The organism is Pseudomonas quasicaspiana, from assembly GCF_021147825.1.
Taxonomy (GTDB): domain Bacteria; phylum Pseudomonadota; class Gammaproteobacteria; order Pseudomonadales; family Pseudomonadaceae; genus Aquipseudomonas; species Aquipseudomonas quasicaspiana.
On record NZ_JAGTPI010000025.1, the window covers coordinates 26,297 to 51,702 of the forward strand.

A 25,406-nucleotide genomic window follows, 5' to 3' on the forward strand; every position below is an offset into this window, starting at 1 on the left:
AGAGTGTTTAATGTCACAGCTAAAAGCTTTGTTGTTGGTCCGCGCTGACGGCAGTCAAACCGATGCACCGTTGAAGCGCGGTGCTTTGAGCGCTGGCGATCCGTTTGCCGACGTGCGTGATATCGCTTATGTCGCTGATGATGGCGTAAGTGCCGGATTGGTCAGCGCCAGTGGCGTACGTAGCAGTCAATCGTATCCATTCACGGAAATGTTGGTTGTCCACCGCGGGTGTGTCAGCCTGCACGTTAACGGTGAAACCCTCGAAGTCGGCCCCGGCGAAAGCGTTGTAGTGGAGCAGGGAGTCGCCTGTCAGGTTGATGCGGCAGATGGCAGCCTTTGGGTTTTTTGCGCAATCAGTGACTCCGCGCCATCGACGCAACCGGCGCTGACCTGGATCGACAAGCGAGTTCCACTGGCACCTTCGGCAGCCCCCGAGGCCAGCATCCTGATTGGCCCGACGCCTCAGTGCCGCTCACACAACGCCTATGAAGCCTCGAACAGCCCCCTGCGCATCGGCGTCTGGGACTCGACACCTTATGCCCGTGGCGGCCGACCGCACAAAGTGCATGAGTTGATGCATCTGATCGAAGGTCAGGTGACGCTCACCGGTGTAGACGGCGAAGCGCTGATCGTGAACACCGGCGACACCGTGTTTGTTCCGCTAGGCGCGAGCTGCGCATGGGAAAGCATGGTGTATGTGCGCAAGTACTACGTGGTGGTTTGATTGGCCGTATCGTTTGGAATACGTTTCCCTGTTGGAGCGAGGCTTGCCCGCGAAGAACGATAACGCGTTATAGCCATGAAACCGCGTCGCCTATATCGCGGGCAAGCCCGGCTCCCACAGGGATTTGCGATCCGCCTGAATGAAATTGTTACAGCGCGCGGTAACTCAGGCTGAAACCCAGCTCAGCCGACTCTCCCTGTCGCAACAGCCGCAACCCTGGATGCCCCGGCAAATGGTGGGCATTCACCGGGTGGCTGACCGGCTCGAAGCAGAAAAAATCCAGCCCGGGCGGGCAGAACACCAGAAAGAACTCACTGCCCGTCGCCCGGCATTCAAGCTCATAACCCAGGTCCGGCTGGCTGATCAGGGCACTGCCATCCCATTCGGTAAAACCGTTATCCAGACGAGTTTGCGGCAGGCTGTTCAACGCATTGAAGTTCCATGCGGCCGGTATATTTTCCAGTTCAGTAGGCAGCCCGGTTTCATCGGTCAGCCAGACCTGTGACGCCGTGGCCCGTAACCGGGTGTTGGCGGTGCGTGGCAGATAAGGATGCAAGCCCAGCCCGTGCCAGGCGGCCCGCGCGTCCAGGTGGGTCACCTGCAGCATGATGCTCAGCGTGCCGTCCAGCAGGCTGAAGTGCAGTTGCGCGCGATAAGCAAAAGGGATGCTGCTGTTCAGTTGCAGGCAGGCATGTTGCGCACTTTGCTCAATCACTTCCCATGGCTGCTGCCAGGCACTGCCATGAATCGGCAACGCGTCGTTGGGGCTGTTGGGCTCAAGCGCGAGCCAGCCATCGGGACTTTCAAATCCTCCGTTGCTGATCCGGTTGGACCACGGTGCCAGCGGATAGCAGGCCAGCTTCCGTGCAGTCCCGGCACCCAGTGCTTCGTAATTGCTGGGGCGCAGTAGCGGTTGGCCGCTGGCGATCACATTCCAGTTAACAATGCTGCCGCCGGTTTGCGGGGCGAGCGTCAGTCGGGTGATGCCATCTTCAAGCGTCAGGATTGCCGGGAGCATGATGATTCGCCGTATGAGTACAGATGAGGGCTCAAGCCGTTTTACGCCGCCAGGTCAGCAGCACAATACCGGTGACCACGATCAGGCCGCCAATGATCTGGCCGCCGCTGAGCAATTGATCAAGGATTAACCAGCCAAACAACAGACTCGCCACCGGTTCGATGTTCATCACCGGCGCGTTGCGGGCCATGTCCAGACGGTTGACGCAAATGAACAGCAGGGAAAACCCAACGCCATAAAGCGTGACCAGACAGGCCAGTGCTGTCCAGCCGGTGGCGGTGGATGGCAATGAAACACCTCCAGGCAGCACGCCGCTGAAACCCGCCAATGCAGCGGCGCTGAACACAATCAACATGGTCAGCATGCTGCGTACGGTGCCGCGTAAGGACGAGAGTTTATGGTCGGTTATCCACAGCGCACAGGCGAAAACCCCGGCAGCGCCAAAGCCGAAGGCAATGCCTTCGAGCCACTGAGCTTCGGTACTGTGCTGGCTGGACAGGCGCTCTGGTACGTCCAGCGCAAAGACCAGACCAATCAGAATAAAACCCATCAGCAACGCGGCACGAGCGGTCGGCCTTGCGCCGCCTAACGCCCATGTGAGCAAGACCAACAGGATGGGAGCCACGTTGGCGATCAGCAACGCCAGCGCGACTGGAATGCGAGCGACAGCCGAGTAGATGCAGAAACTTTGTGCTGCGATCAGCACGCCCAGCAGCAATTGCCAGCGCCACGTTCTGGCGGTCAGGTTCGGGCGTTCCCGCTGCCAGAGCACCAGGCCAGTAAGGACCAGCAAGGTCACGCCCGAGCGACACAGAATCGCCAGCAGCAGGCCGGTGTCATGGTCAAAGGCGATACGCGCGGCGATGTGATTGCCTGCAAAAGCACAGGCGAGAAGGGCGAGGAGCAATACAGCGATGTGGCGGGGAAACAAAGCAGGAGCAGACATGAGCAACCAGCCTCCTTGGCTGGGGGGCGCGAATCCAGGCAACGGTGGGAGCTGAGCTTGCTCGCGATCGGTGTGTACCTTATCGCGGGCAAGCCTCGCTCCTATCAAAAAAAATATAACTATCTGATTTGGAATGCTTTTTACTGTAGGAGTGAGCTTGCTCGCGATAGCTCCAGTACAGGCAATATATTCATCGACTGACAGGCCGAATCGCGAGCAAGCTCACTCCTACAGGGTCCGTGTTTGCTGCGCGACAGCGTGGTGTCAGGGACACCGGGGCGGCTCCCACAAATCATCGTTCCAACCCTGGATCATCGGTGTTTCTTACAACACCACACTCGGCAACCACAGGGAGATTGCAGGGATGTAGGTCACCAGCATCAGCACCAGGAACAATGCTACGTAGAACGGCAGCAGGGCTTTCACGGTGGCTTCGATGGTGACTTTACCCACCGCAGCACCCACGAACAGCACCGCGCCAACCGGCGGTGTAATCAAGCCGATACCCAGATTCACCAGCATGATCATGCCGAAGTGCACAGGGTCTACGCCCACACCGACGATCACGGGCAGCAGGATTGGCGTCAGGATCAGGATCAACGGCGCCATGTCCATCACCGTGCCCAGCAGCAACAACATGACGTTGATACACATCAGGATCACGTAACGGTTATCCGACAGCGTCAGGAACGCTGTGGTGATCTTCATCGGTATTTCCATCAGCGTCAGGATGTAGCCGAAGCTGGCGGCGAAACCGATCAGGATCATCACGATGGAAATGGTACGCGCCGCCCGGTGCATCAGCTTGGGCAGGTCACGCCATTTGTAGTCGCGGTAGATGAACATGGTGACGAAGAACGACCAGACCACGGCAATCGCCGCCGACTCGGTCGCCGTGAAAATACCCGACAGGATACCGCCGAGGATGATGACCATGGCCATCAGACCCCAGAGTGCTTCACCGGCGATTTTGATCGCCTGGCGCAACGGGATCACTTCACCTTTCGGGTAGTTGCGCTTGCGGGCGAAGATCATGCACAGGCCCATCATCACCGCGCTGAGCAGCAGACCCGGACCGATACCGGCCATGAACAGCGAAGCAATGGAGACCGTGCCGCCCGCCGCCAGCGAGTACAGCACCGAGTTGTGGCTCGGCGGTGTCAGCAAGGCCTGAACCGAGCCGCTGACCGTCACGGCCGTGGAGTAGTCACGGGGATAACCTGCGCGTTCCATTTCCGGAATCAGTACCGAACCTACCGAGGCGGTGTCTGCGACCGAGGAGCCGGAGATAGCGCCGAAGAAGGTCGATGCAACGATGTTCACCAGCGACAGGCCGCCGCGTACGAAACCGACCAGTACCGCAGCAAACGCCACGAGCCTTCGAGACATTCCGCCTTCGGCCATGATCGCACCCGCGAGGACGAAGAACGGGATCGCCAGCAGGGAGAATTTGTTTACGCCGCCTGCGATCTGAATCATCAGTGCATCAGCAGGGATCTCAATCCACCATGCGCCAATCAGCGCTGAAAGCCCCAGCGCGTAAGCGACCGGCATGCCGATCAGGATCAGCGCGATAAAGCTGCCTAACAGTATAAGAGCGTCCATTTATGCGGCCCCTTCACTTTCTTCAATCACGTCGAACCGCATGACAGCCCGGTGGCTTTGGTCGCCCAGAAAAATTCTCTCAAGGACGAAAATCAGGGTCACGATGCCGCCAATCGGAATCGGCAGGTAGGAGATGCCAACGCGCAGGAAGGGCAACTCCCCGACGTACTGATTCCAGGTCGTACCGCAAAGCTTGAAGCCTTTGATGATCATGAACAGGGCAACGGTGGCCATCAGAACCTGCACCACCACCGCAGCTATTTTGCGCACCTGAGCGGGCATACGATCGACGGCCATCGAGACGGCCATGTGTGCCCCGGCACGGTAGCTGGCTGCAGCTCCGAAGAAAGTGAACACAACCATCAACAGGATGGCAGTGGGTTCTGGCCAACTGGAGCCGCTGCCCAGGACATAACGGGCAAAAATGCCCCATGGAATAATCAGCGTCATGATCAGAATCGACATACCGGCGATTCCGATGCAGACCCGATAAAGAACATCGTTGAGACGTAGCAGCGTATTTTTCATGGAGGCTCACCACTGCGGCGGCGAGCGAGCTTGCACTCGCCCCCGCGGCGTTATCGGACTGGCTTGTCAGGCTGCTTAGTTTTTGGCGGCCAGGGATGCGTCGGTTTGCACAGCCTCGATACGGCTGATCAAGTCTTTGTAAGGTGCACCGAACTTGTCGCGAACCGGCTGGGTGGCGTCGTAGAAGGCTTTCTTCTGCTCAGGCGTCAGCGTGATGAATTCCACGCCAGCGGCCTTGAGTTTGGTTTCAGCATCGGCAGAAGATTTGTCCCACAGCACGCGCTCTTCAGCCTGAGCCTCACGGGCCAGCTTTTTCACCAGTGCCTGCTGGTCAGGCTTGAGCTTGTTCCAGGTGTCTTTGGCCATCACGATCGGCTCAGGCAGGATCAAGTGCTCGGTGATGGTGAAGAACTTGGCGTTCTGATAGTGGTTGTGCTGGTAGTAAGTCGGCGGGTTGTTCTCTGCACCGTCGATAACGCCAGTCTGCAAAGCGCTGAAAATTTCGCCGGTGGCCATGGCGATACCGTTGCCGCCCATGTCATTGATGGTCTCGATGAATACCGGGTTGCCTTGAACACGGATCTTCATGCCCTTGAGATCTGAGATCTGGCGCACCGGCTTCTTGGTGTACAGGTTGCGAGTGCCGCCATCCATCCACGCCAGTGCGACCATGTTGAAGTTCGAGTTGGTGATCTTGTCGAGAATTTCCTGACCGATTTCACCGTCGATGATGGTGCGCATGTGCGCCTGATCGCGGAATACGAACGGCAGGTTGAAGACGTTCACGTCAGGCACTACCGGGCCAACGATGCCCAGGCTGACACGGGTCATCTGGATGGCGTTGCTCTGTACCTGCTCAACCACTTCTTTCTCTGAACCGAGCACGCCGCCGGGGTACATCTTGAAGCTAATCTCACCTTTGGACTGCTCTTCTAGCTTTTTGCCCATGTTCTGTTCGGCCACTACCGGGGCATAGCCGGCGGGGTGAACTTCGGCGAATTTGATTTTGACTTCTGCCTGGGCCAGGCCCGACATACAGAAGGCCAGTGGAAGTGCGGCGATGAGAAGCTTGCGTTTGAAATCCATGGATAACTCCAGTTTTGTTGTTTTTGTGGTGCTGGTGGATTTGTGTGTGATGCATTAGCCCTTGAAGGCAGGCTCCTCCAAGCCTTTGATTCCGGGTCTCAGGGCAAAGACGCCACCGGCCAGTGGCTGGTCGCTGATGTCGCCACCGGGACGAATCGAGGTCACGAACAGCGTGTCCAGATTCGATCCGCCGAAGGCGCACATAGTGGGTTTCTTCACCGGCACAACCAGTGACTGGTCAAGCTTGCCAGTCGGTGTGAAGCGGTGAATCAGCCCCGCATCATTGCCGCAGATCCAGTAGCAGCCTTCGGCATCGACCGCTGCGCCATCAGGGCGGCCCAGATAGTGGTTCATGTCCACGAAGAGGCGGCGGTTGTGGGGCGTGCCGCTGTCGGTGTCGTAATCGAACGCCCAGATCTTTTGCACGCTGGGGTGCGAGTCGGACAAGTACATGATCTTGCCGTCCGGGCTGAACGCCAGGCCGTTGGGTACGATGAAGTCAGTGAGTTGTGCCGTGAGCGCTTCGCTCTGGCCTGCGCTGTAACGATACATCGCGCCGACCGATGCGCCTGCGGCCATGTCCATCAACATGGTGCCGGCCCAGAAGCGGCCCTGGCGATCACAGCGTCCATCGTTGAAGCGCATGCCAGGCAACGCATGATCGACGCTGGCCAGAGAACGACTGCTCAAGGTGCCGTCGGCGCTTTCGGTCAGGCGATACAGACCGTCTTCCATACCGGCAATCCAGTCGCCGTTATCGTAACGAGCGATGCAGGCGAGCATTTGCGGTGCTTTCCAGCTTTGGGTGCTGTCATGGGCCGAGTCCCAGCGATGAAGCTTACCCGCCGGGATATCAACCCAATAAAGAGCCTTGTCCCTGGCGCTCCACACCGGGCTTTCACCCGTGGCGTTTTGTGCGTCGAGAATCAATTCAGCATCCATGTCGCCCTGTCCTTTTATTGTTTTTTTATCGGTTCTCAGTCGTCGCCGAAGGGGCCTGATGCAACGAAGGCGCCACCCTGATAAACCATCGCCGGGTCGTCAGCAGCAGGCATCGGCTGCGCTTCAACTTTGTCCTGGAAAACTTCCGAGCTGTCCTTGGGGTGGTAGCCGAGGTGGGCGGCGTACCGGTTATCCCACCACACGTTGCTGTTGGCGGAAGCACCATAGACGATGGTGTGGCCGACGTTCGGCGCATACAGCGAGCGCTCGATGAGTTGCGTCAGGTCGTCGAAGCTTAGCCAGGTGCTCATCATTCGGCGGTTTTGCGGTTCCGGGAACGACGAGCCAATGCGGATGCTCACGGTTTCGATGCCGTAGCGGTCGAAATAGAAGCTGGCCATGTCCTCGCCGTATGATTTGGACAGACCGTAGTAACTGTCCGGACGGCGAGGGGAGAGCGCGTCGATGGTCTCATCCTGCTTGTAGAAACCAATGACATGGTTGGAGCTGGCGAAAATAATACGCTTCACGCCGTGGCGACGGGCGGCTTCGTAGATATGGAAGACACCGCTGATATTCGCACCGAGGATCTCTTCAAACGGACGCTCTACCGAGACGCCGCCGAAATGCAGGATTGCGTCTACACCTTCAACCAGTTGATGAACGGCTTGCTTGTCGGAGAGATCGCAGGGTTGTACTTCTTCGCTGGCGTCAACGGCGGGGGCCATTTCGCTGATATCGGACAGTCGCAGGACCTTGGCGTAAGGCCGCAGACTTTGTCGCAGAACCTTGCCCAGACCGCCTGCTGCACCTGTCAGTAGCAGGCGATTGAAGGGAGTTTGGGCGGTATGAGTCGTTGTCATGAGATTCCCTTGCAATTCTTATTAGTTGTCATCTGTTGTCGTATGACTTCCGGTGATTATTTGCAGTCGTGTATGGCTTTGTCAACGCGACTTAGGTCGAAATGATGGCTGGTTGGCGAGACGAAGACGAACGACCGCCGGGATCGTCTTGTATCTCTGACACACCACAGTCGCCCGGCCAACAGGATACTTGTAGGAGCTGCCGAAGGCTGCGATGGCGGTGTGTCAGAACAAATGCTTCGCAGCCTCCGGCAGCTCCTACAGGGAGTAGAGTTTGTTGCTTAAAGCAGCGACAGCGGATAGCTGATGAATACCCGGTTTTCGTCGAACTCGTTGGTGCTGAAGTCGCGACGAATGGAAGAATTGCGCCACCGGAAGTTCAGGCTCTTGAACGTGCCGCTTTGTACGGTGTACGCCAGTTCTGACTCCCGACCCCATTCCTTGCCATCGGTGATCGCGCCAGTGTGGACGTTGTCACCGCTGATGTAGCGGTTCATCAAAGTCATGCCGGGCACGCCGAAGATGGCGAAGTCCAGGTCGTGACGCAGTTGCCAGGATTTTTCCTTGGCGTTGTCATAGCTGGCGTTGTAGCTATCGTTTGCCAGCGTGCCGCCGCTCGTCCCGTTGACCCGGAACCAGCCGTCATCACCGCTGACTTTCTGCAGGCCCACGTACAAGGTGTTGCCCTTGTATTTGGCAGACAACAAAGCGTATGCGGTTTTGTTGTCCAGATCGCCAGCCAGTTTGTTGCCGTCTTCATTACCCCAGAAGTAACCCAGGTTCGCGCCCAGCGTCACGTCACCAATAGGCTGGCTGTGCAGCACGTTGATGAACTTCTGGTTGTAGATGTCTTCGAGTTGGGCATACCACAGGCCAACCTGGGTGCGCTTTTCATTGAAGGCGTATTCACCGCCACCAAAGTTGAAGCGATCAGACTGGAAAGCACCCCGGCCATTGAGCGACATGTCTTCCATGCTCGCATCGTTACGCGGGCTGTTGCCCCTGAACTGACCACCGTACAAGGTCAGGCCATCGAGTTCTTTGGAGGTGATCTGCCCACCACGGAACGTCTGTGGCAGCGAACGGCCGTCATCCGAGCGCAGGATTGGCAGAACCGGCATCCACTCGCCGACTTTCAATTCAGTTTTGGAAACCTTCGCTTTGGCCGCGACACCCAGGCGTCCAAAGTCATCGGCCGGACGACCGTCATCGTGGATCGGCAGCAGTTGCGTACCGCCCGTGCCTTTGCCGCCATCGAGTTTCACCGAGTACATGCCCAGAACATCGATCCCGAAACCGACTACGCCTTGAGTGAACCCGGATTTGGCATCAAGAATAAAACTTTGTGTCCACTCTTCCGCCTTGCTCTGCGCATTCGCCGGGTCGACGAAGTTACGGTTGAAGTAGGCATTACGAAAAGTCAGCGTCGCTTTGGTATCGTCTACAAAACCTTCGGCCATGCCCATCAGCGGGAACGTCAGGCTCATGGTGCCCAGCCCGAGAAGGGCCAGCGAACGCTTGTTTTTAGATCTCATTATTGTTGTGCTCCCATTTTTTTGACAAAGCACTTCTCCTCCGGCACTTGAACGGCCTGTCCTGTGGAAAAGTGCAAGGTGCCCCCATGCTGGGGCTTCAGACTCGGGCCGCTACTGCAGACGAGTCTTCACTTCGAAACGGATTAACCGTCAGCGAATTTGATAAAAGAGGGGGGATCCCGGACTTGATCGGGAGCGCGAGCAAAAGCTACCGCTGGACACTGAGTGTAAGGGACGCTTTATGCGCGAGTATTGCGGGGTGCGAACGAGGTTCGTCATACGTGTGATTCCCTGATTATTGTTATTTTTGTTATCTGTCGTCGTACAACTTTTCGCGATATTTGCAGTCCGCCTGATGTTTGTCAATAAGCCTTTAGGCCGTGCTCCCGGTATCGCAGCAGGTGCGAGACGGGCGGTTGGCATTTGACTGTGGGATATTCCATGCTGGCCTGCAGACATGGTTCTGTGGGAGCGAATTCATTCGCGAAGGGGTGGTACGTTCCCAGTCTATGTACCGTGCGGAATGCCGCTTTCCCGAATAAATTCGGTCCCACGGACTCACTGGTCGCGCGATGTGCCAGAGCCCCCATTTACCGATATGCTCAGTCCCTTACGTTCAGGAAGCACGAGCCCCGATCATGAAAATTGGCCTGATCTCCGACACGCACGGCCTGTTGCGCCCGCAGGCGCTGGATGCACTCAAAGGCTGTGAGCAACTGATTCATGCCGGTGACATTGGCAAGGCTGAGATTCTGGAAGAATTGCGCGCCATCGCGCCGCTGACTGTTGTGCGCGGCAATAACGACCAGGACGATGCATGGGCCAGCGACGTCCCTTATTCGGCGGTCCTGCGGGCGCAAGGCATTGGCATTTACGTCACTCACATCCCCGCTGATGTTCCCCAGTCATTGCCTGACGACATCCGCGTTGTCGTTGTTGGGCACTCCCACAAACCGCTGATCGAACAGCGGGCTGGCGTGTTATTCATCAACCCGGGCAGCGCTGGTCCTCGGCGTTTCAAATTACCGATTTCAGTCGCTTTGCTGCATATCGACGAGCAAGGCATAAGGGCCGAGCTGATTGAGTTGGTGGTGTGAACGATCTCTAAGTCTTTGGCTTGACGATATCCTTGTAGGAGCTGCCGAAGGCTGCGATGTTTTTTCCCTTACACGCCGTCATCGCAGCCTTCGGCAGCTCCTACAAATTGCGTCAGCTCAGGCAATAATGAGCCGTTACTTCGCCACCGGATCCAGCCCGCTTTTTTTGATCGCGTCAGCTGCAGCCTGCGAGCCCAGGTATTCCAGCAACTGTTTAGCCTGTTCCGGATGAGTACTGCGCGACGAAACCCCGCCTGAATACAGGGTCATTTGTTGCGCCTGATCGGGAATCAAACCAACGATGTCGATGCCCTCAACCTGCTTGAGCTCGCTCAACTGCTGAAAGCCAAGCTGGGCCTCACCACGTGCGACCACTTCACCCACCGGGGTAGCAGGAATCATGCGGCTTTTGGTCTGCATCAGCTCACCTATATGCATCTGATTGAAGAGCACACGGGACAGGTAAACGCCGCTGGCACTGTCCGAATAAGCGATGGAGGTTGAATCAATCAGCGTCTGCTTGAAGGCTTCCATGGTGCTGATATCAGGCTTGGGGGCACCGTGACGCACGGCCATGGCAATGTAGGATTTCCCCAGATCGACGCGGCTCTTGGGATCGATCTGGCCGTTCTTGATCAGTTTATCCAGTGCCGAGCCAACCATGAGAACAACGTCGGCAGGTTCATTGCGAGCCAGGCGGTTAGGTATCGCTTGGGGCGTAGCACCCATTGACGGCGCAGCCTCCGCCACCAGACGCACGCCCGTACGCTGCTCATAATCGCTGCTTATCGCGTTGAACGCGCCCATGATGCCGCCGGAACTGAGGACGACCAGAGAAACAGGCTTGGCTACCGTCGCGGCGCTGACCAGTGCCACAGGAGAGAAGGAAAGGACAGCGCCGAGCAGGCAGGAAAGAATTTTTGGCATGTGAAGATAGACCTTGCAGTGGAGAAAACCCGACGATTATGTGGCAAAGCCACTAATATTGCGCGGTTATCGACCCGAAAAATCCACGACTGAAGACACGCTTATGAACAGTGGTAGTTAAGCGGGTGATACAGTTTATGTTTCATAAACTTAACACGCGTCAAACTGTAACTGCCGCCAATGATTAATTAAGCGATAAACTTCAACGAATTGCAGTTATAGCGACCACTCATCGCTCTGCCAGACTAAAGTGTGTTTAGACTGCCACACTGACTGACACAAATAGGCACTACCCTTTGCCAAGGTGACCCGACAATGATCAACGATCATTTGCCCGGAACCTCGTGCAGTATTCATGGTTGTTCGCGTGTAGATGAAATCTCTGAGTGTTCCTTAACTAATGACTGCCTAGGTGGACGTTGTAATGCGGTAGCCATGGCGCCATTAAGCTGCCGCAATGGAGACGTGACACAGCGACCTCCAGTATGTGTTTCAGTTTTGATACTCATGTGCACTTACAACGGGCAGGGTTTTCTGGAGAAGCAGCTGGCGTCTATCAAAAAACAAACGTGTCAGGATTGGCATGTCGCGATCTCTGATGATGGCTCAGAAGATGCCACGGTTAATATAACCAACCGTTATCGATACCTCTGGGGTGAAGATAAAGTCAGCTTGTGGCGAGGGCCTCAAAGGGGGTTTGCGCGTAACTTTATTTCGACAGTGTGCAATAAAGAACTGTCAGCGAGTTATTACGCCTGGTGTGATCAGGATGATGTCTGGGATGAACGAAAGTTACAGGCAGCGTTGGCCTGGCTGCACAGCGTCCCTGCGTCCATTCCGGCGTTGTATTTTGGTCGTACCGAACTGGTCGATCAGCGGGGGCAGGTATTGGGATATTCGCCACTGTTTCGGCGTCCACCGTCGTTTGCCAATGCACTGGTTCAGAATATCGGTGGCGGCAATACCATGGTCTTGAACCACGCAGCGCGACTTCTACTGGAAGAGGCCGGACAACATCTGGATATCGTTTCCCACGACTGGTGGGCTTACATACTGATAACGGGTGTAGGCGGCAATGTCTTCTATGACGTGACCCCTTATGTCCACTACCGGCAGCACGGGGCCAATCTGGTCGGTTCAAATCGCGGATGGGCTGCACGGATAGTTCGGATTCGCATGCTTTTTCAGGGCCGCTTTCGACACTGGAATGCGGTCAATATCGCGGGCCTGGAGACGATTCAGCATCGCCTTACTGACGAGAATCGTCTCACTCTGGAGGCATTCAAGGCACTGCGCTCCCGACACTTTCCTGGTCGCCTGCTCAGTCTCAAGCGTTCAGGCGTCTACCGCCAGACATTGCTGGGCAATCTGGGGCTGCTGCTGGCCACCCTCATCAACGGGGTTTGAACACTGCTCCCGATAACTTATTAAGGAACTTCTTATTAACATACCCCCTCGCCGCATCACTGGGGCCGGTCCTCTGAGCCTTGTTCACAGCCTGTGGCACTACCGTCAACTGATACTGGTCATGACCAAACGAGAGGTCATCGGTCGTTATCGGGGTTCGGTGTTGGGGCTGGCGTGGTCTTTCTTCAACCCGGTCTTGATGCTCGCTGTATACACCTTTGTCTTTTCGGAAATATTTCAAGCTCGCTGGGTTGGGCAGGAAACGGGCAAAGGCGGTTTTGCAATCCTGTTATTCGTAGGAATGATTGTGCATGGATTATTTTCAGAGTGCGCCAACCGCTCGCCCACGTTGATCATCTTAAACAGCAGTTATGTAAAGAGGGTCGTCTTTCCACTGGAAATCCTGATGGTCGTGACACTGGGCTCGGCGCTGTTTCATACCTGTATCAGTTTGATCGTTCTGTTAGTCGCACAATTTTTGTTAACGAATCAGTTGCAGTTCAGTGCACTGTTTTTTCCGCTGATATTGCTGCCATTAATCATTGCAACTCTGGGGATTAGTTGGGGGCTGGCTGCCTTGGGTGTTTACCTCCGGGATGTGGGGCAAGTGATTGTGGTGCTGACCACAGTGCTGTTGTTCCTGTCGCCCGTGCTTTATCCAGTGGCTGCGTTGCCTCAGGTGTATCAACCCTGGCTAAAACTGAACCCGTTAACGTACATCATCGAAGAAAGCCGCAATGTGCTGCTGTTCGGGAAATTCCCGCAGTGGGAAAGCCTCGCGTGGGCGATGTTGATCGCAGTAGTGATTGCCACCGCGGGGTTCTGGTTTTTCCAGAAAACCCGCAAGGGGTTTGCCGATGTCATCTGAAGAAAACGTTATCAGTGTGTCCGGCATATCCAAATGCTTTCATACCTACGACAAACCCTTCGATCGTTTGAAACACTCCATCATTCCCCGCCTGCAACGCAAACTTGGATCAGAGGTTACCGCCTACGGCAGAGAGTTCTGGGCCCTGCGCGATATTGATTTCGAGGTTCGACGTGGTGAGACCGTTGGCATCGTGGGGCGCAACGGTTCAGGTAAGTCCACGTTGCTGCAAATTATTTGCGGCACCTTGACGCCCACCGTTGGCGTCGTTCAGACCCGTGGGCGGATAGCCGCGCTGCTGGAGTTGGGGTCTGGCTTCAACCCCGAGTTCACCGGGCGGGAAAATGTTTACATGAACGCGGCGGTGCTGGGGCTCAGTCGTGACGAGGTAGACCAGCGTTTTGATGCCATCGCCGGGTTTGCCGATATTGGTGAATTTATCGAACAACCGGTCAAGGCCTATTCCAGCGGGATGGTGGTACGCCTTGCCTTCGCCGTACAGGCTCAGGTCGATCCCGACATCCTGATCGTCGATGAGGCTCTTTCTGTGGGAGACGCACGTTTTCAGGCCAAGTGCTTCGAACGCTTGCGGCAATTGAAAAACAACGGGACCAGTATTCTGCTGGTTACTCACGCCAGCGAGCAGGTGGTAACTCACTGCGATCGCGCAGTTCTGCTGGAGCAGGGCCGGTTAGAAATGGTTGGGTCGCCAAGAACTGTCATTAACCGTTATCTGGATATCCTTTTTGGCCGGGACAAGCCTGCCGAGCTGCTGCAGGCCCGTTCAGGGAAATTGGCTGCTGTGCCCTCACTGGATTCTTCCCGGCTGGATGCAAAAACGCGGTTGCTCTTCGAGTCTGGCGCTTATGCCACCCGTGACGGATTCAACGCCCATGAGTATCGCTGGGGGGATGGTGCCGCCAGCGTGCTGGACTTTCATCTCGTCGCCAATGATCGCTGCTTTCCTGCGTTCATTGAGCCTGGTGCCGAAGTGGTTTTGCATCTGGCTATTCGCTTCCACCAAATGGTCGTCAATCCCATCCTTGGTTTCACGGTAAAAACCAAGGAGGGCGTGACAGTCTATGGCACCAACTCTTTGTTGCTCTCCTGTCCAGCAACTCAATCGCTTGGCGCGGCCGATTCCGATGCCATCGCTTCTCTGACGTTCGTCAACCGGCTTGCCAGTGGCGACTACTTCATTTCCGTCGGTGTTGCCTCTCGCAGGGGGGAGGACATCGTTCCCCATGATCGCCGCTACGACTCAATTCACTTTGTCGTGCCTCCAACCCCGCAAGCGCTTGGCCTTATAGATCTGGCCGTCACTATGGATATCGATCAGGTGCCTGAAAATGATCAAGCTGCAAGAGAAGGGATACCGCTTTAATTCTGAAACCGGCATATGGGTACGCGACGACTATCAGGGGCTTTCTTACAGCGACGGTGATGAAAGCGAAGAGCGAATTGCGCGGATTATCCGGGAGGCTGAAGACCTTTCAGTGTTATCCACAGAACTTGGCCAGCATTGCTCTGACTGGGCGTCGCTCTATCACCTAGGCACGGCACGGGCCAATATTCTGCGTCCTTTTGAGCAATACCTTTCGGGGCACGTACTTGAAATCGGTGCCGGGTGCGGTGCTATCAGTCGCTACCTTGGGGAATGTGGCGGTACGGTTCTGAGTCTGGAGGGCAGTATTCGCCGTGCGCAGATTGTAGCCAGCCGCACCCGGGATTTGCCAAATGTGCGGATTGTCGCCGAGCGTTTCGATGATTTTTTAAGTGATGAGAAATTCGATGTCATCACGCTAATCGGCGTACTGGAATATGCGAGTGTGTTCAGCCGCGACAGCGACCCCGTGCTCAGTATGCTTAAACGTGTTCATGACTTTCTGTCGCCTGATGGCAAGCTGATTCTAGCCATCGAGAACCAAATGGGCTTGAAGTACTTCGCTGGCGCGCCAGAGGACCATATCGCCGTGCCTATGTATGGCATTGAGGGCCGATACATCAAAGGTCAACCGCAAACATTCGGCCGTAAAAAGCTGGACAGCCTGCTCCGGCTAGCGGGCTTTTATCATGCTGAGTTTCTCTATCCAGCTCCGGATTACAAACTCTCTAACTCGATAACCACCGAGCATGGCTTTGAGATCGAGTCATTTGACGCAGCAGCGCTCGCTTGGCAGAACGTCAAAAAAGACCCTCAACTGCCTGGTGTGACCGGCTTCAACCTGGAGCGCACGTGGCCTGTGGTGATTGAAAACGGGCTGGGCACAGAGCTTGCCAATTCGTTTCTGGTAGCGGCTACTCGCTCGGATGCCGCGACGCTGAATCCCGAAGTTCTGGCGTATCACTACAATACCAATCGAAAGCCTGTGTTTTGCAAAGAAACCCGTTTTGTCAGTACGACGAGCGGCATTGAAGTTCACCATGTGGCCTTGGTCAGCTCAGTACATGACGCCTATGCAGGCGATTTTCGGCACCGTCTTTCCAAGGTGGATGCGTACGTCAACGGTAAACCGTTGAGTCAGTTGTTTCTGAACATCGCGACTACCCCTGATTGGAATATTCACGACATTGGCCTCTTTCTCGATCAATACCTGCACGTATTGAGAACGCTGCTTAACGCAGAGAATAAGCCGCTCGCACTGACTCAGGCCAATGAAAGGCTCCCTGATACATTCATCGATGCCGTTCCCCACAATATCCTGATTACTGAAGATGACGAACCATCACTGATCGATGTTGAATGGGAAATTTCCGGGGGCGTGGAGTTGGGGCATCTCCTGCTGCGCGCATTGCTGTTGCTGATTGCCAATGCCACCCCGTTCCACCCGAGCACCATACCGCCCACTCGCCGTTTTTTTGTTCGTGAGAGTTTGCGTAGAGCCGGTATTTTGGTTTCAGACGCTGACCTGACCCGGTACATCGGCCGCGAGGCAGAGTTTCAAGCGTTTGTGACCGGACGTGCAGCCAGTGATTTCCTCGATTGGAAACCCGATGAGCCAATCAACCAGAAGGTTGTGCCCGCTCAGGCTCCTCTGCAAGCCAAGCTCTACTACAGCAATGGAGATGGCGAATTCAAAGAGTACTTATCTATCGCACACACCTTGGTCCCCGGACATCAACAGCTGCATTTTTCCTTCGCGACGATGCGGTCTCGTCCACGGCGTTTAAGGCTCGACCCGGTGGATCAGAAGGTATCGTTTGCGCTGGATAATGTCCGGCTGCTCAGGGGCAATAACGAAGTGTGGGCATGGGATCGTGAGGTCGAGAGTCTGATTGCTACCTCCGGGCTGATGAAGGTCGACAAGTCCGGTACGCCGGTCTTCTTCCTGAGCCTGGATGATGATCCCTATCTGGAGTTACCGATTGACCTGGCTTTAATTGGTGATATCGAGCAGTTCAGCCTGCAGCTGGATCTGGTGCTTTACACAGATGAAGTCATGGCCAGGCTGGTCAGTGTTGAGCTCAATGCCATCAGCCAGTATCAACAGGCGCTCCAGACCTCACAGGCATCGGCGGCTGAGCAAATCCAGGCGTTTGACAAGAGCGTTGGGGGTATAAGAAGTGGCACGCATGGGGTGGCCAGTAGTGCCATTGAGAAGGGGCATGAAACAACAGAGACCGTCGAGCGCCTTTTAAGCGATCAGGTCTGCCTTGCCAATGAGCAAAGCACTCAGATTGAACGCCTCAAGCAAGAATTGCTGACCCTGCAGATCGAAAAAGATACCCACATCCATCATTTGAATCTGCACGTCATTGCGCTGGAATCTTCATACAGCCGCAGACTTTCAGCCCCTGTGCGTAAATCGATGAGTGCCATCCGGCGCGTCAAGCGTATCTCGACATTGGTCCCTTCGATGGTCCAGCGTGGCGGCGGGGTGTCGGCCACCATGGCCAGGGTTATTCGCGTCCTCATGCAGCACGGGCTAAAGGGGCTCGCTGACCGCGTACGCTGGTTCAGCAGTACGGATCACGGACAGGGCGAAAAGCCGCCAGGTACAGAAGTGCCCGGCCGCCATGACTATGCCGCCTGGATCAAGCGCTATGACACCTTGACTGTTCAGTCGCGCTGGGAAATAACCGAGCATATTCGTACGTGGGAAAAACTGCCGCTGATCTCCATCATCATGCCAGTATTCGATCCGCCACTGGATTTACTGTGCGCGGCCATTGCGAGCGTCCGCTATCAGCTCTATCCCCATTGGGAGCTATGCATTGCAGATGACGCTTCTACCCGTGCAGATGTCCGGCGATACCTTGAACAGCTTGATGACCCACAGATCAAGGTGGTTTTTCGCGAACACAATGGCCACATCTGCGCGGCCAGTAACTCAGCGATAGAGCTCTCCAGCGGCGAGTACCTTGCGCTGATGGACAACGATGACCTGATCGCAGAGCACGCTCTGTACTGGGTGGCACGCACTATTCTGGAAAGTCCAGGAGTGGGTCTGATCTATTCGGACGAAGACAAGATCGATTTGCAGGGCAACCGCAGCAGCGCTTATTTCAAGCCTGACTGGAACGTTTTTTTGTTTCGCTCGCAAAACATGATCTGTCACTTGGCCGTCTACCGGCGCGACATTGTCGAGCGGGTCGGAGGTTTTCGCCTGGGGTTCGAGGGCGCGCAGGATTATGACCTGGCCATGCGCTGCACGGAGCAATTGCAGCCCGGACAGATCATCCATATCCCACGAGTGCTTTATCACTGGCGCATCCATCCGGGCAGCACTGCCCAAGGGGGTGATCAAAAGCCTTATGCTGCAGAGGCTGGCCTCAAGGCGCTGAATGAACATTTGCAACGTCAAGCCATGGCTGCTCACGCAGAATTGCTGCCCATGGGGTTGTATCGGGTTCGTCATCGGTTGCCAGAGGTTTTGCCATTGGTCAGTCTCATCATCCCAACGCGCAATGCGCATGCACTGGTCAAGCAGTGCATCGAGAGCATTCGGCTGCTGACGACCTATGAAAACTACGAAATCATTCTCGTGGACAACGGCTCTGACGACGATGAATCGCTTCGCTACTTTGCGGAGCTTGAAGGCGAGGCTGATGTGCTGGTGATACGCGATGAGCGACCGTTCAATTATTCGGCGCTGAATAACCTCGCGGTGAGCCAGGCACGTGGCGAACTGGTGGGGCTGATCAATAACGACATTGAGGTCATCAGTCCCGAATGGCTGGATGAAATGGTCTCATTTGCGCTGCTGCCTGGTGTGGGAGCGGTGGGCGCTCGACTCTGGTATCCCGATGACCGGCTTCAGCATGGTGGCGTCATCGTCGGTATTGGTGGGGTCGCCGGACACTCCCATAAATGCTTGCCCAGAGGCGAGTACGGTTATTTCTGTCGTGCCTCCTTGATTCAGGAAATGTCCGCGGTGACCGCAGCGTGCATGGTCATAAGGAAGTCGGTTTTCGAGCAGGTAAACGGGCTGGACGAAGTTAGCCTTAAAGTCGCTTTCAATGACGTCGACTTCTGTTTGCGTCTGCGGGAAGCCGGTTATGTAAATGTGTTTACGCCGTTCGCAGAGCTATATCACCACGAGTCGGCCACTCGCGGCGCAGAAGATACACGGCTCAAGAAAAAGCGCTTCAAGCAGGAAGTCGATTACATGCTCTCAAGGTGGCCAGAGATCAAAGCGGACTATGCCTACAACCCCAATTTGACTCTGGACCACGAAGATTTTGGCCTGGCGTGGCCGCCGCGGGTTTAGCTTTATTTGACAGTGAACCAGCTCCAGCCAGTGGCTGTACCTGCAAACGAAAGCCCTTTGTTTTCATCAAGTCTTGATTTGTCGTTCTCAGGAGCGAGGACAACGTTGGCACCCGTCAGACGAAAATCGAACGTTGCCAGATTCAGGGTCACCATGACGATATCAGGATGGGGGTTACTGAGTCGGTAGGGTTCGGTCGGAGCCTGAGCTCCAGTGAATGCGAGATGCTGGTATCGGTTGTAAATACTGCTCTGTTTTCCTTCTGGGTCCATCCTGCTCCACAGTGTCTTCTGTGGGACGTAATTCACCCCGTTTATCACGGCTACTCCAGATGCGATGAGAAACATGGCGGGCGTCGTGCTCTCCAGAACAACGACCCTTTTACCTTTCAGCGTGCTGGTCAATGTATTCGCGGCTGCGTGCGTTGCCTGCAGACCAGCTTTGGCGGGTGCAATGTTAATGGGGTGAAAACTCACGGTGGTGGCCAGTGAAAGTCCCAGGCTCATAAGGATGAAAGGTTTGAATTGATTGGTCAGCAACGTATAGCCAAGGGCTGCAGTGACGAGCAGTATCAGTATGGTCAGGCTCGACGGCATACCCGACGTGAGCGAGCTGTCCAGTTGGCTCAGGCTGCGATATACGACGTAGACCCATGCAGTGGACACTACAAAGGCGAAGACCTGAGTGGTCTGAGTTGCCTCCTCCGGCTGATTTTTTTTATTCAGTAAAAGATGAGTAAGCATCAAGCAGGCCAAGCCTAAGGCCAGGTCAGCCCGATAGGGTGATGAGCTTCCCCATAATGAGTATTTAGCGAGATTCGCCGGTAGCCCGACAAACATGTAATAAAGCAATACGCCGCATATAGCTGTGAGCGACCACTCAACGGCTGAGAGGCTATTCTGTACCGCTCGTAGTGCTACAAGCGCAGCCAATGGCAATAGCAGATAGTAAAAGCTGGCGATCTCGCTTTGATTACTCATCAGGCTGTTCAACTGCAGCAATGTCGGAATATTTGTAAAACCTCTCAGTACCAAAGGGAGCGTCGCCGTTCCACCGACTGTCAGCCGTTGCCCCGGATAGACCGTTTGAGCCATTGCTTGAACGGTCTCGCTCGCATCTAGCCACCATGCCGCGATGATGATGCCGGCTACCCCGGCGGAAGATAGATAGGTGATTACTCTCGGCATGGTCAGTCGCTTATAAAGCTTGTCCCTGATTAAAACCCCCAAGGTCAGCGCGACGAACACGTAGCCGACCGAAACTTGCCAGGGCGGGTACAGAATCAAAAAGAATCCGGCGATTGCGATGCCTGACAACACGCCCAGTGTGATCAGTTTGCTGACAGACGAGGTCGTGAGGATTTTCAGTGCGCAGAGAAATATCACACAAGGGAAGAACACTGTGTAGGCCGGCCAAAATGACCACGCGACGACGTAAGGCGCACAACAAAACAGAGCTGAAAACAGGAAGCCTTGTTTCCAGTGCGTTTCTGAAAGCCTATTGAGTACAAACGCCAGAACAAGGAAGCAGCTGACAATCGGGAAGATCCAGTTCCATGACAGCGCGCGCCTCAAGTCGAAAACGAAGAATCCCCATGTCGCTGGTTTCGCCAGTGCTGTGATATGAGCGACAGGAACACTGGTCATGCTGGTGACCATCATGTTTTGGCCATCTTCGCCAATGTTTCTATTGACCACCGGAAATCGTGGTACATGGTTGAATTGGGCAATCGCCAAAGGGGTTTGAACCATCCACTCATCGCTGCGTATTGGTTGATCCTGGCCCATGATGTTGGTGCCATCCATTTCTATAATCGGTGAGCTGGCCTGGCCCAGTGATAATGAGGACCCTGTCAATCCCATGCCCACGAAGAGGCATGAGACGAGCAGCACCAATGCAGTGAACATGGCGGGCTCAGATAGGCCGGTAGAAAACCTTCGATTAATCCCTTGGGTGCTAACCGCCGATTTGATGAAACCTGCGATCAGGAAAAGAATTCCTCCGAGCAGGGTCAGCTTCACTGTGAGGACCAGCTTTTTGTGATTCTTGTGAGTTTGCGGAATGGAAAGTGTTTGCGCAGCGGCAGAGGGGACCAGCACAAACGACTCACCGACTCTAGTACGGGTATTGGCGGAAACAGCATATTCGCCAGGTTCTACCTCATCGGGTAACTCAAAAGACGCTTTCCATCCTGAGTTAAGCCAGTCAGGTCTGCTTGTCACGCTAGCGACGTCTGGCCTGGGAAAGCGCTCAAAGGAGCCGATATACACCGCTTGGCCGTTAAGGAAGATATTTATCATGTTGATGGGCTGGTCAACCTGAACGTCCGCCGCCCACCCTAATGCGGTAACACGCTGGCCGTCGAAAGTGACAGAGTCGACATGGCCATACCCAATGACTTTTGTTTCGGTTGGGGGAGAGGATGCCCAGCTCGTACCAGATAGAAATAGACTAAGTATGACCAGGCACGGTGTACATAAAGTCTTGAGAGGACCCTGAAACAGGGCGGCGTAGGAGCGGAGCATTAGCGGTCCCTTTTTTGTTTTCATGCTCGCACCGCAATCACAATACCCGCGATGATGAGTGCGACACCGATGAAGTATTGGGGTTGAAACTTCTCACCCAGCAGTAAATGACTCGCCATGGGCACAATCACGAACGCCAATGCCATGAATGGATAAATGCGGCCCAGTTCAATTTTCTGCAGTATCCATACCCACCCGATTGTCGTCAGGCCATATAAGCCAAGTGCGACAAAAAAATAACTCATCGCGGTCGGGTCAGTGACAGATCCCGTTTTATTCAATGCAGTGGCGCTGAGTTTAAAAAGGACTTGCCCGGCTGCGAGACCCAGGACACAGAGAAACGCAATAAAGTAGGTCATGGTTGGATTGTTCTTTTCCATTCGGACTTATTGAAGTGGTGATGTTTTAAGTGAAGGGGGCGCTTGGGGATGGACTGAACATCATAACCAATGAAAGCGAGTATCAACTGTGTGCCTAGCAAAACAGGCAGAGCAGAGAGCATGACAGTGCCAGCGGAGGTCACGATGCCTGTGTTAATTGAATCAATCCAGTGCCCTATGCCGAAGCCTGTTCCAAATACTAATAATCCGATGCCCACAGGCAGTTCGAAGGACGCTAATGACATATCGCGAAGGTAATAGTTATAAAAGATACGCTTGGTTGTGTTGCGAATATTTTTTGCCAGAAACTCGCCTGCGACTCTGGAAATTTTCAGGTTGCTGACTTCGTCAGCGTATTGTGCATCCATCGGAACGTCGACAACGACGGCCCTGAGGGTATTAAGACGAAACAACATGTCGGTTTCAAAAAAGTAGCGGGTGCTGATTTTGTTAAGAGGCAAGTGGCGAACGACATCTGAGTGAATCGCGGTGTAACCGTTGGTGGGGTCGAAGAGATCCCAGTAGCCTGAGGACAGTTTGGTCATGAAAGAAAGCGCAGTGTTTCCCAGGAGGCGAGTGGTGGGCATCTGCCGTATTTCTTCCAGGTCGAAGAAGCGGTTGCCTTTCGTATAATCCGCTTCCCCGGAAAGAATAGGCGCGATGAAGTCAGGAATCAGCGCGGGATTCATTTGTCCGTCGCCGTCAACTTTGACGATGATATCCATCTCTTCGGCCAGGGCTGCTTTATAACCGGTCATTACGGCGCCTCCAACGCCTTGGTTTTCGGCGTTAAAAATCACTCTCACACGAGGGTCGGTACACCGATCGTTGACGAATTGGCCGGTGCCCTCCGGGCAGCAGTCATCAATGACATAAATGCGGGTTACTTCACGGCCAATCAGTTGAATGACGGTCAGTATGTGTTTGCAAACGTTGAAGCAAGGAATGACTACCGCGACTCTTGGATCCAGATAAACCAGATTTGACGTCATTGTATTGGCTGCCTTCTGCTAAATGATCAATAACCGATCCAGAAAAAACAACGCTAATACTGATGAGCGAAAGTCTGTGTAGTACGTTATTACTATACGGGGTGTATTGCCGGTGTAGCAACCGGCGACGGGAGCGCAAGATAATTTTAGATGAGGGTTGTGTCCATATTTATTACAGCAAATACAGGGCGCAGGTCTTAATTGTAACGCTGGATTTACAGTGCTGATCCAGGCGCGTTTTTATACTCTATCTTTACAGAAAGGAAAATGCCCAGTGCTGATCTCTCATTGTCCTGTTTGCTCAGGAGGCTTAAAAGAAACTGTTCAGGAATGGCACTTTTCATGCCCGCTATGCGCCTATGAAAAATCTACGCTAGCGCCCACTATCAATGAACATTCCGCTCATGAAAATATCGATGAGTCCGCGAGGGAGACCGGTTTACGGGAGCTTCGAGTCAGTAATTTCAGAACATTGTTGAGTGCCATCAGAACGCTCAAGCCTGGGGGAGGGAGGTTGCTGGACGTGGGCTGTGCCCACGGCTGGTTTATTGAAACCGCCATGCCTGCATTTGAGGTGCTTGGGATCGAGCCCGATGAAGCCATTTATCAATCAACGGCTGCGCGGGGTCTGCCTGTGCGCAATGGCTATTTTCCGGATGTACTGATCGCGTCAGAAAAATTCGATGTCATTGTGTTTAATGACGTCCTTGAACATATTCCGCCTGTTGTTGATGTGCTGAATGCGTGCCATGACCGACTGAACGATGGGGGCTATCTGGTCGTGAATTTGCCCAGCAGCAGTGGCGTGTTCTATCGGCTTTCCAGACTTTTCGCTAGCGCTGGATATACAGGTTTCTTCGACCGGCTCTGGCAGAAGGGGCTGCCGTCGCCTCATGTCCATTACTTCAACGAGTCTAATCTTGCAGAGCTCCTCAAATGCTACGGATTTGTGAGCGTAGCTGGAGGCAGGCTGCCTGTGTTGAGCCTGGCAGGTCTGTACACTCGGATTTCCTACACTGGAAAAATGGGAAGGCTTTCGAAAGTGTTCATTTACTGCGCAGTGGCTATTTCGCTACCGATTTTGAAGTTGCTCCCAAGCGATATCATCTACGTGATTGCGCGCAAATGTTGAGCAGATGCTCAGCAAAGGACCTTGGCAGTCGCTGGCCTGGGAAAAGCTTGCGGGATGGCTGAGTTGTTTGTTGAAGGTTGACGCGTTTCATATTGCAGCTAGCTTACCAGCACATCGATTGGCTCGATTGAGCAAACGAGCGAAACAACTTCCGCTCGTCACTCTGAGTTCCCAATACCCCCGACTAACCTCGCATATCAGGCCGGGAAGTGCTGGTTGGCAATGTCCACGACTTCCTGCTCGGTGAGCGGAGCAAGGGCTGCGATTGCCCATAGGTCGTAGGCCGGGTGAGCGCGCTGGATGGGCAGCACCAGGTCGAAGCCAGCTGCCTGGAAGCTGCCGGTCAGGACTTTCTTGGTGAAACCGCAACGGTGCGCCATGTACACATTGCCATTGGCCATGGCCGGACGATGTCCGTACAGGATATCGATCGGCGCAATCGGGCCGGCTGGCGAGATGTAGGCCGGGTCGGTCAGTTTGTCTTCGGCCACTAGCGCGCAGACCGATTGCAGGTCCGGGCAGGTGATGACGACGAAGCCGCCTGGCTTGAGCACGCGCTTGAACTCTGCCAACGCTACTGGCACCTCATGAGGGTAGAGGTGCTCGATGTTGTGGCTTGAGAACAAGGCATCCACCGACGCGTCTTTAACCTGGGACATGTCGGTCATCGTCCCCACGATATCCGGATTCACACTCTCATCGATATCAAAACGCAGCTCCTGCCACTCCGGCGAGGCGAAGCCCTTGGTCGTGCCGCTTTTGTTCTTTGGACCGCAACCTACATGGAGGAAGGTTTTCACAATCAGTTACTCGATCAAGGCCCTTTGCACGTGCCAAAGGGGGGCGTGGAAGCGTTCTCCGTCAGGCCGGACGAGGTGGTCGGCGGCGCTTGGGAGGTCAAACGCACACTAGGTTAAGTCCCTTGAGTGGTCAAGGTTACCGGGGCGTACACCGTTTATCGGCAGTAATAAAAGTAAAGTGAACAAATTTTTAAGGTGGCTATATGATGTCACTGTTTATGAGCTCAGCCTCTAAAAGAGGGCGTGCTAATAACTAAAAGATCAAAAAAGGCACAACGCCACCCTTAAATATTCTTAAGGATTTTCCACGGACGGTCGCT

At 54.7% G+C, this 25,406-nt stretch carries 20 protein-coding genes; 7 read left to right on the forward strand and 13 right to left on the reverse strand.

All coding sequences use genetic code 11. The features are described from left to right. Positions 1-10: 10 nt before the first annotated feature. Positions 11-724, forward strand: a complete 714-nt coding sequence (locus KDX30_RS15930) for a cupin domain-containing protein (RefSeq protein ID WP_231676867.1) — start codon at positions 11-13, stop codon at positions 722-724. Between the two features lie 148 nt (positions 725-872). On the opposite strand, the gene KDX30_RS15935 is transcribed toward KDX30_RS15930, so the two are convergent. The 8 genes from KDX30_RS15935 to KDX30_RS15970 all read right to left on the reverse strand — a co-directional run bounded on the left by KDX30_RS15935 (position 873) and on the right by KDX30_RS15970 (position 9,247). Continuing rightward, positions 873-1,742 carry an aldose 1-epimerase gene (locus KDX30_RS15935; RefSeq protein ID WP_231676868.1) on the reverse strand — a complete coding sequence of 290 codons (870 nt, stop codon included), beginning with the start codon at positions 1,740-1,742 and terminating at the stop codon, positions 873-875. 31 nt (positions 1,743-1,773) lie between these two features. After that, entirely contained in the window at positions 1,774-2,688 is a 915-nt protein-coding gene (locus KDX30_RS15940) for an EamA family transporter (protein WP_231676869.1), read from the reverse strand. A gap of 324 nt (positions 2,689-3,012) precedes the next feature. After that, positions 3,013-4,293: a TRAP transporter large permease gene (locus tag KDX30_RS15945; RefSeq protein WP_027900137.1), complete on the reverse strand. Its 1,281-nt coding sequence runs from the start codon at positions 4,291-4,293 to the stop codon at positions 3,013-3,015. Next, the gene (locus KDX30_RS15950) at positions 4,294-4,821 is read right to left on the reverse strand and encodes a TRAP transporter small permease (RefSeq protein ID WP_231676870.1); all 528 of its coding nucleotides are present in this window, start codon (positions 4,819-4,821) and stop codon (positions 4,294-4,296) included. A 75-nt stretch (positions 4,822-4,896) separates the two neighbouring features. Further along, complete coding sequence (locus KDX30_RS15955) at positions 4,897-5,907, reverse strand: TRAP transporter substrate-binding protein (protein WP_122705407.1); 1,011 nt, start codon at positions 5,905-5,907, stop codon at positions 4,897-4,899. A gap of 54 nt (positions 5,908-5,961) precedes the next feature. After that, complete coding sequence (locus KDX30_RS15960) at positions 5,962-6,849, reverse strand: glucurono-1,5-lactonase (RefSeq protein ID WP_231676871.1); 888 nt, start codon at positions 6,847-6,849, stop codon at positions 5,962-5,964. A 35-nt stretch (positions 6,850-6,884) separates the two neighbouring features. Then, positions 6,885-7,712 (reverse strand): NAD-dependent epimerase/dehydratase family protein, encoded by an 828-nt coding sequence (locus KDX30_RS15965; protein WP_231676872.1) that lies wholly within the window; start codon positions 7,710-7,712, stop codon positions 6,885-6,887. A 281-nt stretch (positions 7,713-7,993) separates the two neighbouring features. Beyond that, a complete protein-coding gene (locus KDX30_RS15970) occupies positions 7,994-9,247 on the reverse strand; it encodes an OprD family porin (protein WP_027900142.1) in 1,254 nt (417 codons plus the stop codon). A gap of 638 nt (positions 9,248-9,885) precedes the next feature. On the opposite strand from KDX30_RS15970, the gene KDX30_RS15975 reads away from it, so the two are divergent. Next, positions 9,886-10,344, forward strand: a complete 459-nt coding sequence (locus tag KDX30_RS15975) for a metallophosphoesterase family protein (RefSeq protein ID WP_231676873.1) — start codon at positions 9,886-9,888, stop codon at positions 10,342-10,344. Positions 10,345-10,479: 135 nt separating this feature from the next. On the opposite strand, the gene KDX30_RS15980 is transcribed toward KDX30_RS15975, so the two are convergent. Then, positions 10,480-11,271, reverse strand: a complete 792-nt coding sequence (locus tag KDX30_RS15980) for a substrate-binding domain-containing protein (RefSeq protein WP_231676874.1) — start codon at positions 11,269-11,271, stop codon at positions 10,480-10,482. A 507-nt stretch (positions 11,272-11,778) separates the two neighbouring features. Between KDX30_RS15980 and KDX30_RS15985 the strand changes: the two genes are divergently transcribed. The 4 genes from KDX30_RS15985 (at position 11,779) to KDX30_RS16000 (ending at position 19,257) form a co-directional block, all read left to right on the forward strand. Next, positions 11,779-12,678 (forward strand): glycosyltransferase family 2 protein, encoded by a 900-nt coding sequence (locus KDX30_RS15985; protein ID WP_231676875.1) that lies wholly within the window; start codon positions 11,779-11,781, stop codon positions 12,676-12,678. A 121-nt stretch (positions 12,679-12,799) separates the two neighbouring features. Then, entirely contained in the window at positions 12,800-13,546 is a 747-nt protein-coding gene (locus KDX30_RS15990) for an ABC transporter permease (protein ID WP_231676876.1), read from the forward strand. Next, positions 13,536-14,930 (forward strand): ABC transporter ATP-binding protein, encoded by a 1,395-nt coding sequence (locus KDX30_RS15995; RefSeq protein WP_231676877.1) that lies wholly within the window; start codon positions 13,536-13,538, stop codon positions 14,928-14,930. Before KDX30_RS15990 ends, KDX30_RS15995 begins: the two co-directional genes overlap by 11 nt. Then, the gene (locus tag KDX30_RS16000; protein WP_231676878.1) at positions 14,896-19,257 is read left to right on the forward strand and encodes a glycosyltransferase; all 4,362 of its coding nucleotides are present in this window, start codon (positions 14,896-14,898) and stop codon (positions 19,255-19,257) included. The genes KDX30_RS15995 and KDX30_RS16000 overlap by 35 nt, the downstream gene beginning before the upstream one ends. A 2-nt stretch (positions 19,258-19,259) precedes the next feature. Here KDX30_RS16000 and KDX30_RS16005 read toward each other — a convergent pair whose 3' ends face one another. From KDX30_RS16005 to KDX30_RS16015, 3 genes are read right to left on the reverse strand one after another with little or no spacing between them, the layout of a single operon-like run. After that, positions 19,260-21,806, reverse strand: coding sequence for a DUF7657 domain-containing protein (locus KDX30_RS16005; protein ID WP_231676879.1), 2,547 nt, complete (start codon positions 21,804-21,806; stop codon positions 19,260-19,262). Then, positions 21,803-22,162 (reverse strand): EamA family transporter, encoded by a 360-nt coding sequence (locus KDX30_RS16010; protein ID WP_231676880.1) that lies wholly within the window; start codon positions 22,160-22,162, stop codon positions 21,803-21,805. Before KDX30_RS16010 ends, KDX30_RS16005 begins: the two co-directional genes overlap by 4 nt. Beyond that, a complete protein-coding gene (locus KDX30_RS16015) occupies positions 22,138-23,154 on the reverse strand; it encodes a glycosyltransferase family 2 protein (protein WP_231676881.1) in 1,017 nt (338 codons plus the stop codon). Before KDX30_RS16015 ends, KDX30_RS16010 begins: the two co-directional genes overlap by 25 nt. 220 nt (positions 23,155-23,374) lie before the next feature. Between KDX30_RS16015 and KDX30_RS16020 the strand changes: the two genes are divergently transcribed. Beyond that, a complete protein-coding gene (locus KDX30_RS16020) occupies positions 23,375-24,286 on the forward strand; it encodes a class I SAM-dependent methyltransferase (RefSeq protein ID WP_231676882.1) in 912 nt (303 codons plus the stop codon). A gap of 197 nt (positions 24,287-24,483) precedes the next feature. On the opposite strand, the gene KDX30_RS16025 is transcribed toward KDX30_RS16020, so the two are convergent. Then, complete coding sequence (locus KDX30_RS16025) at positions 24,484-25,086, reverse strand: class I SAM-dependent methyltransferase (protein WP_122705383.1); 603 nt, start codon at positions 25,084-25,086, stop codon at positions 24,484-24,486. Between the last annotated feature and the right edge of the window lie 320 nt (positions 25,087-25,406).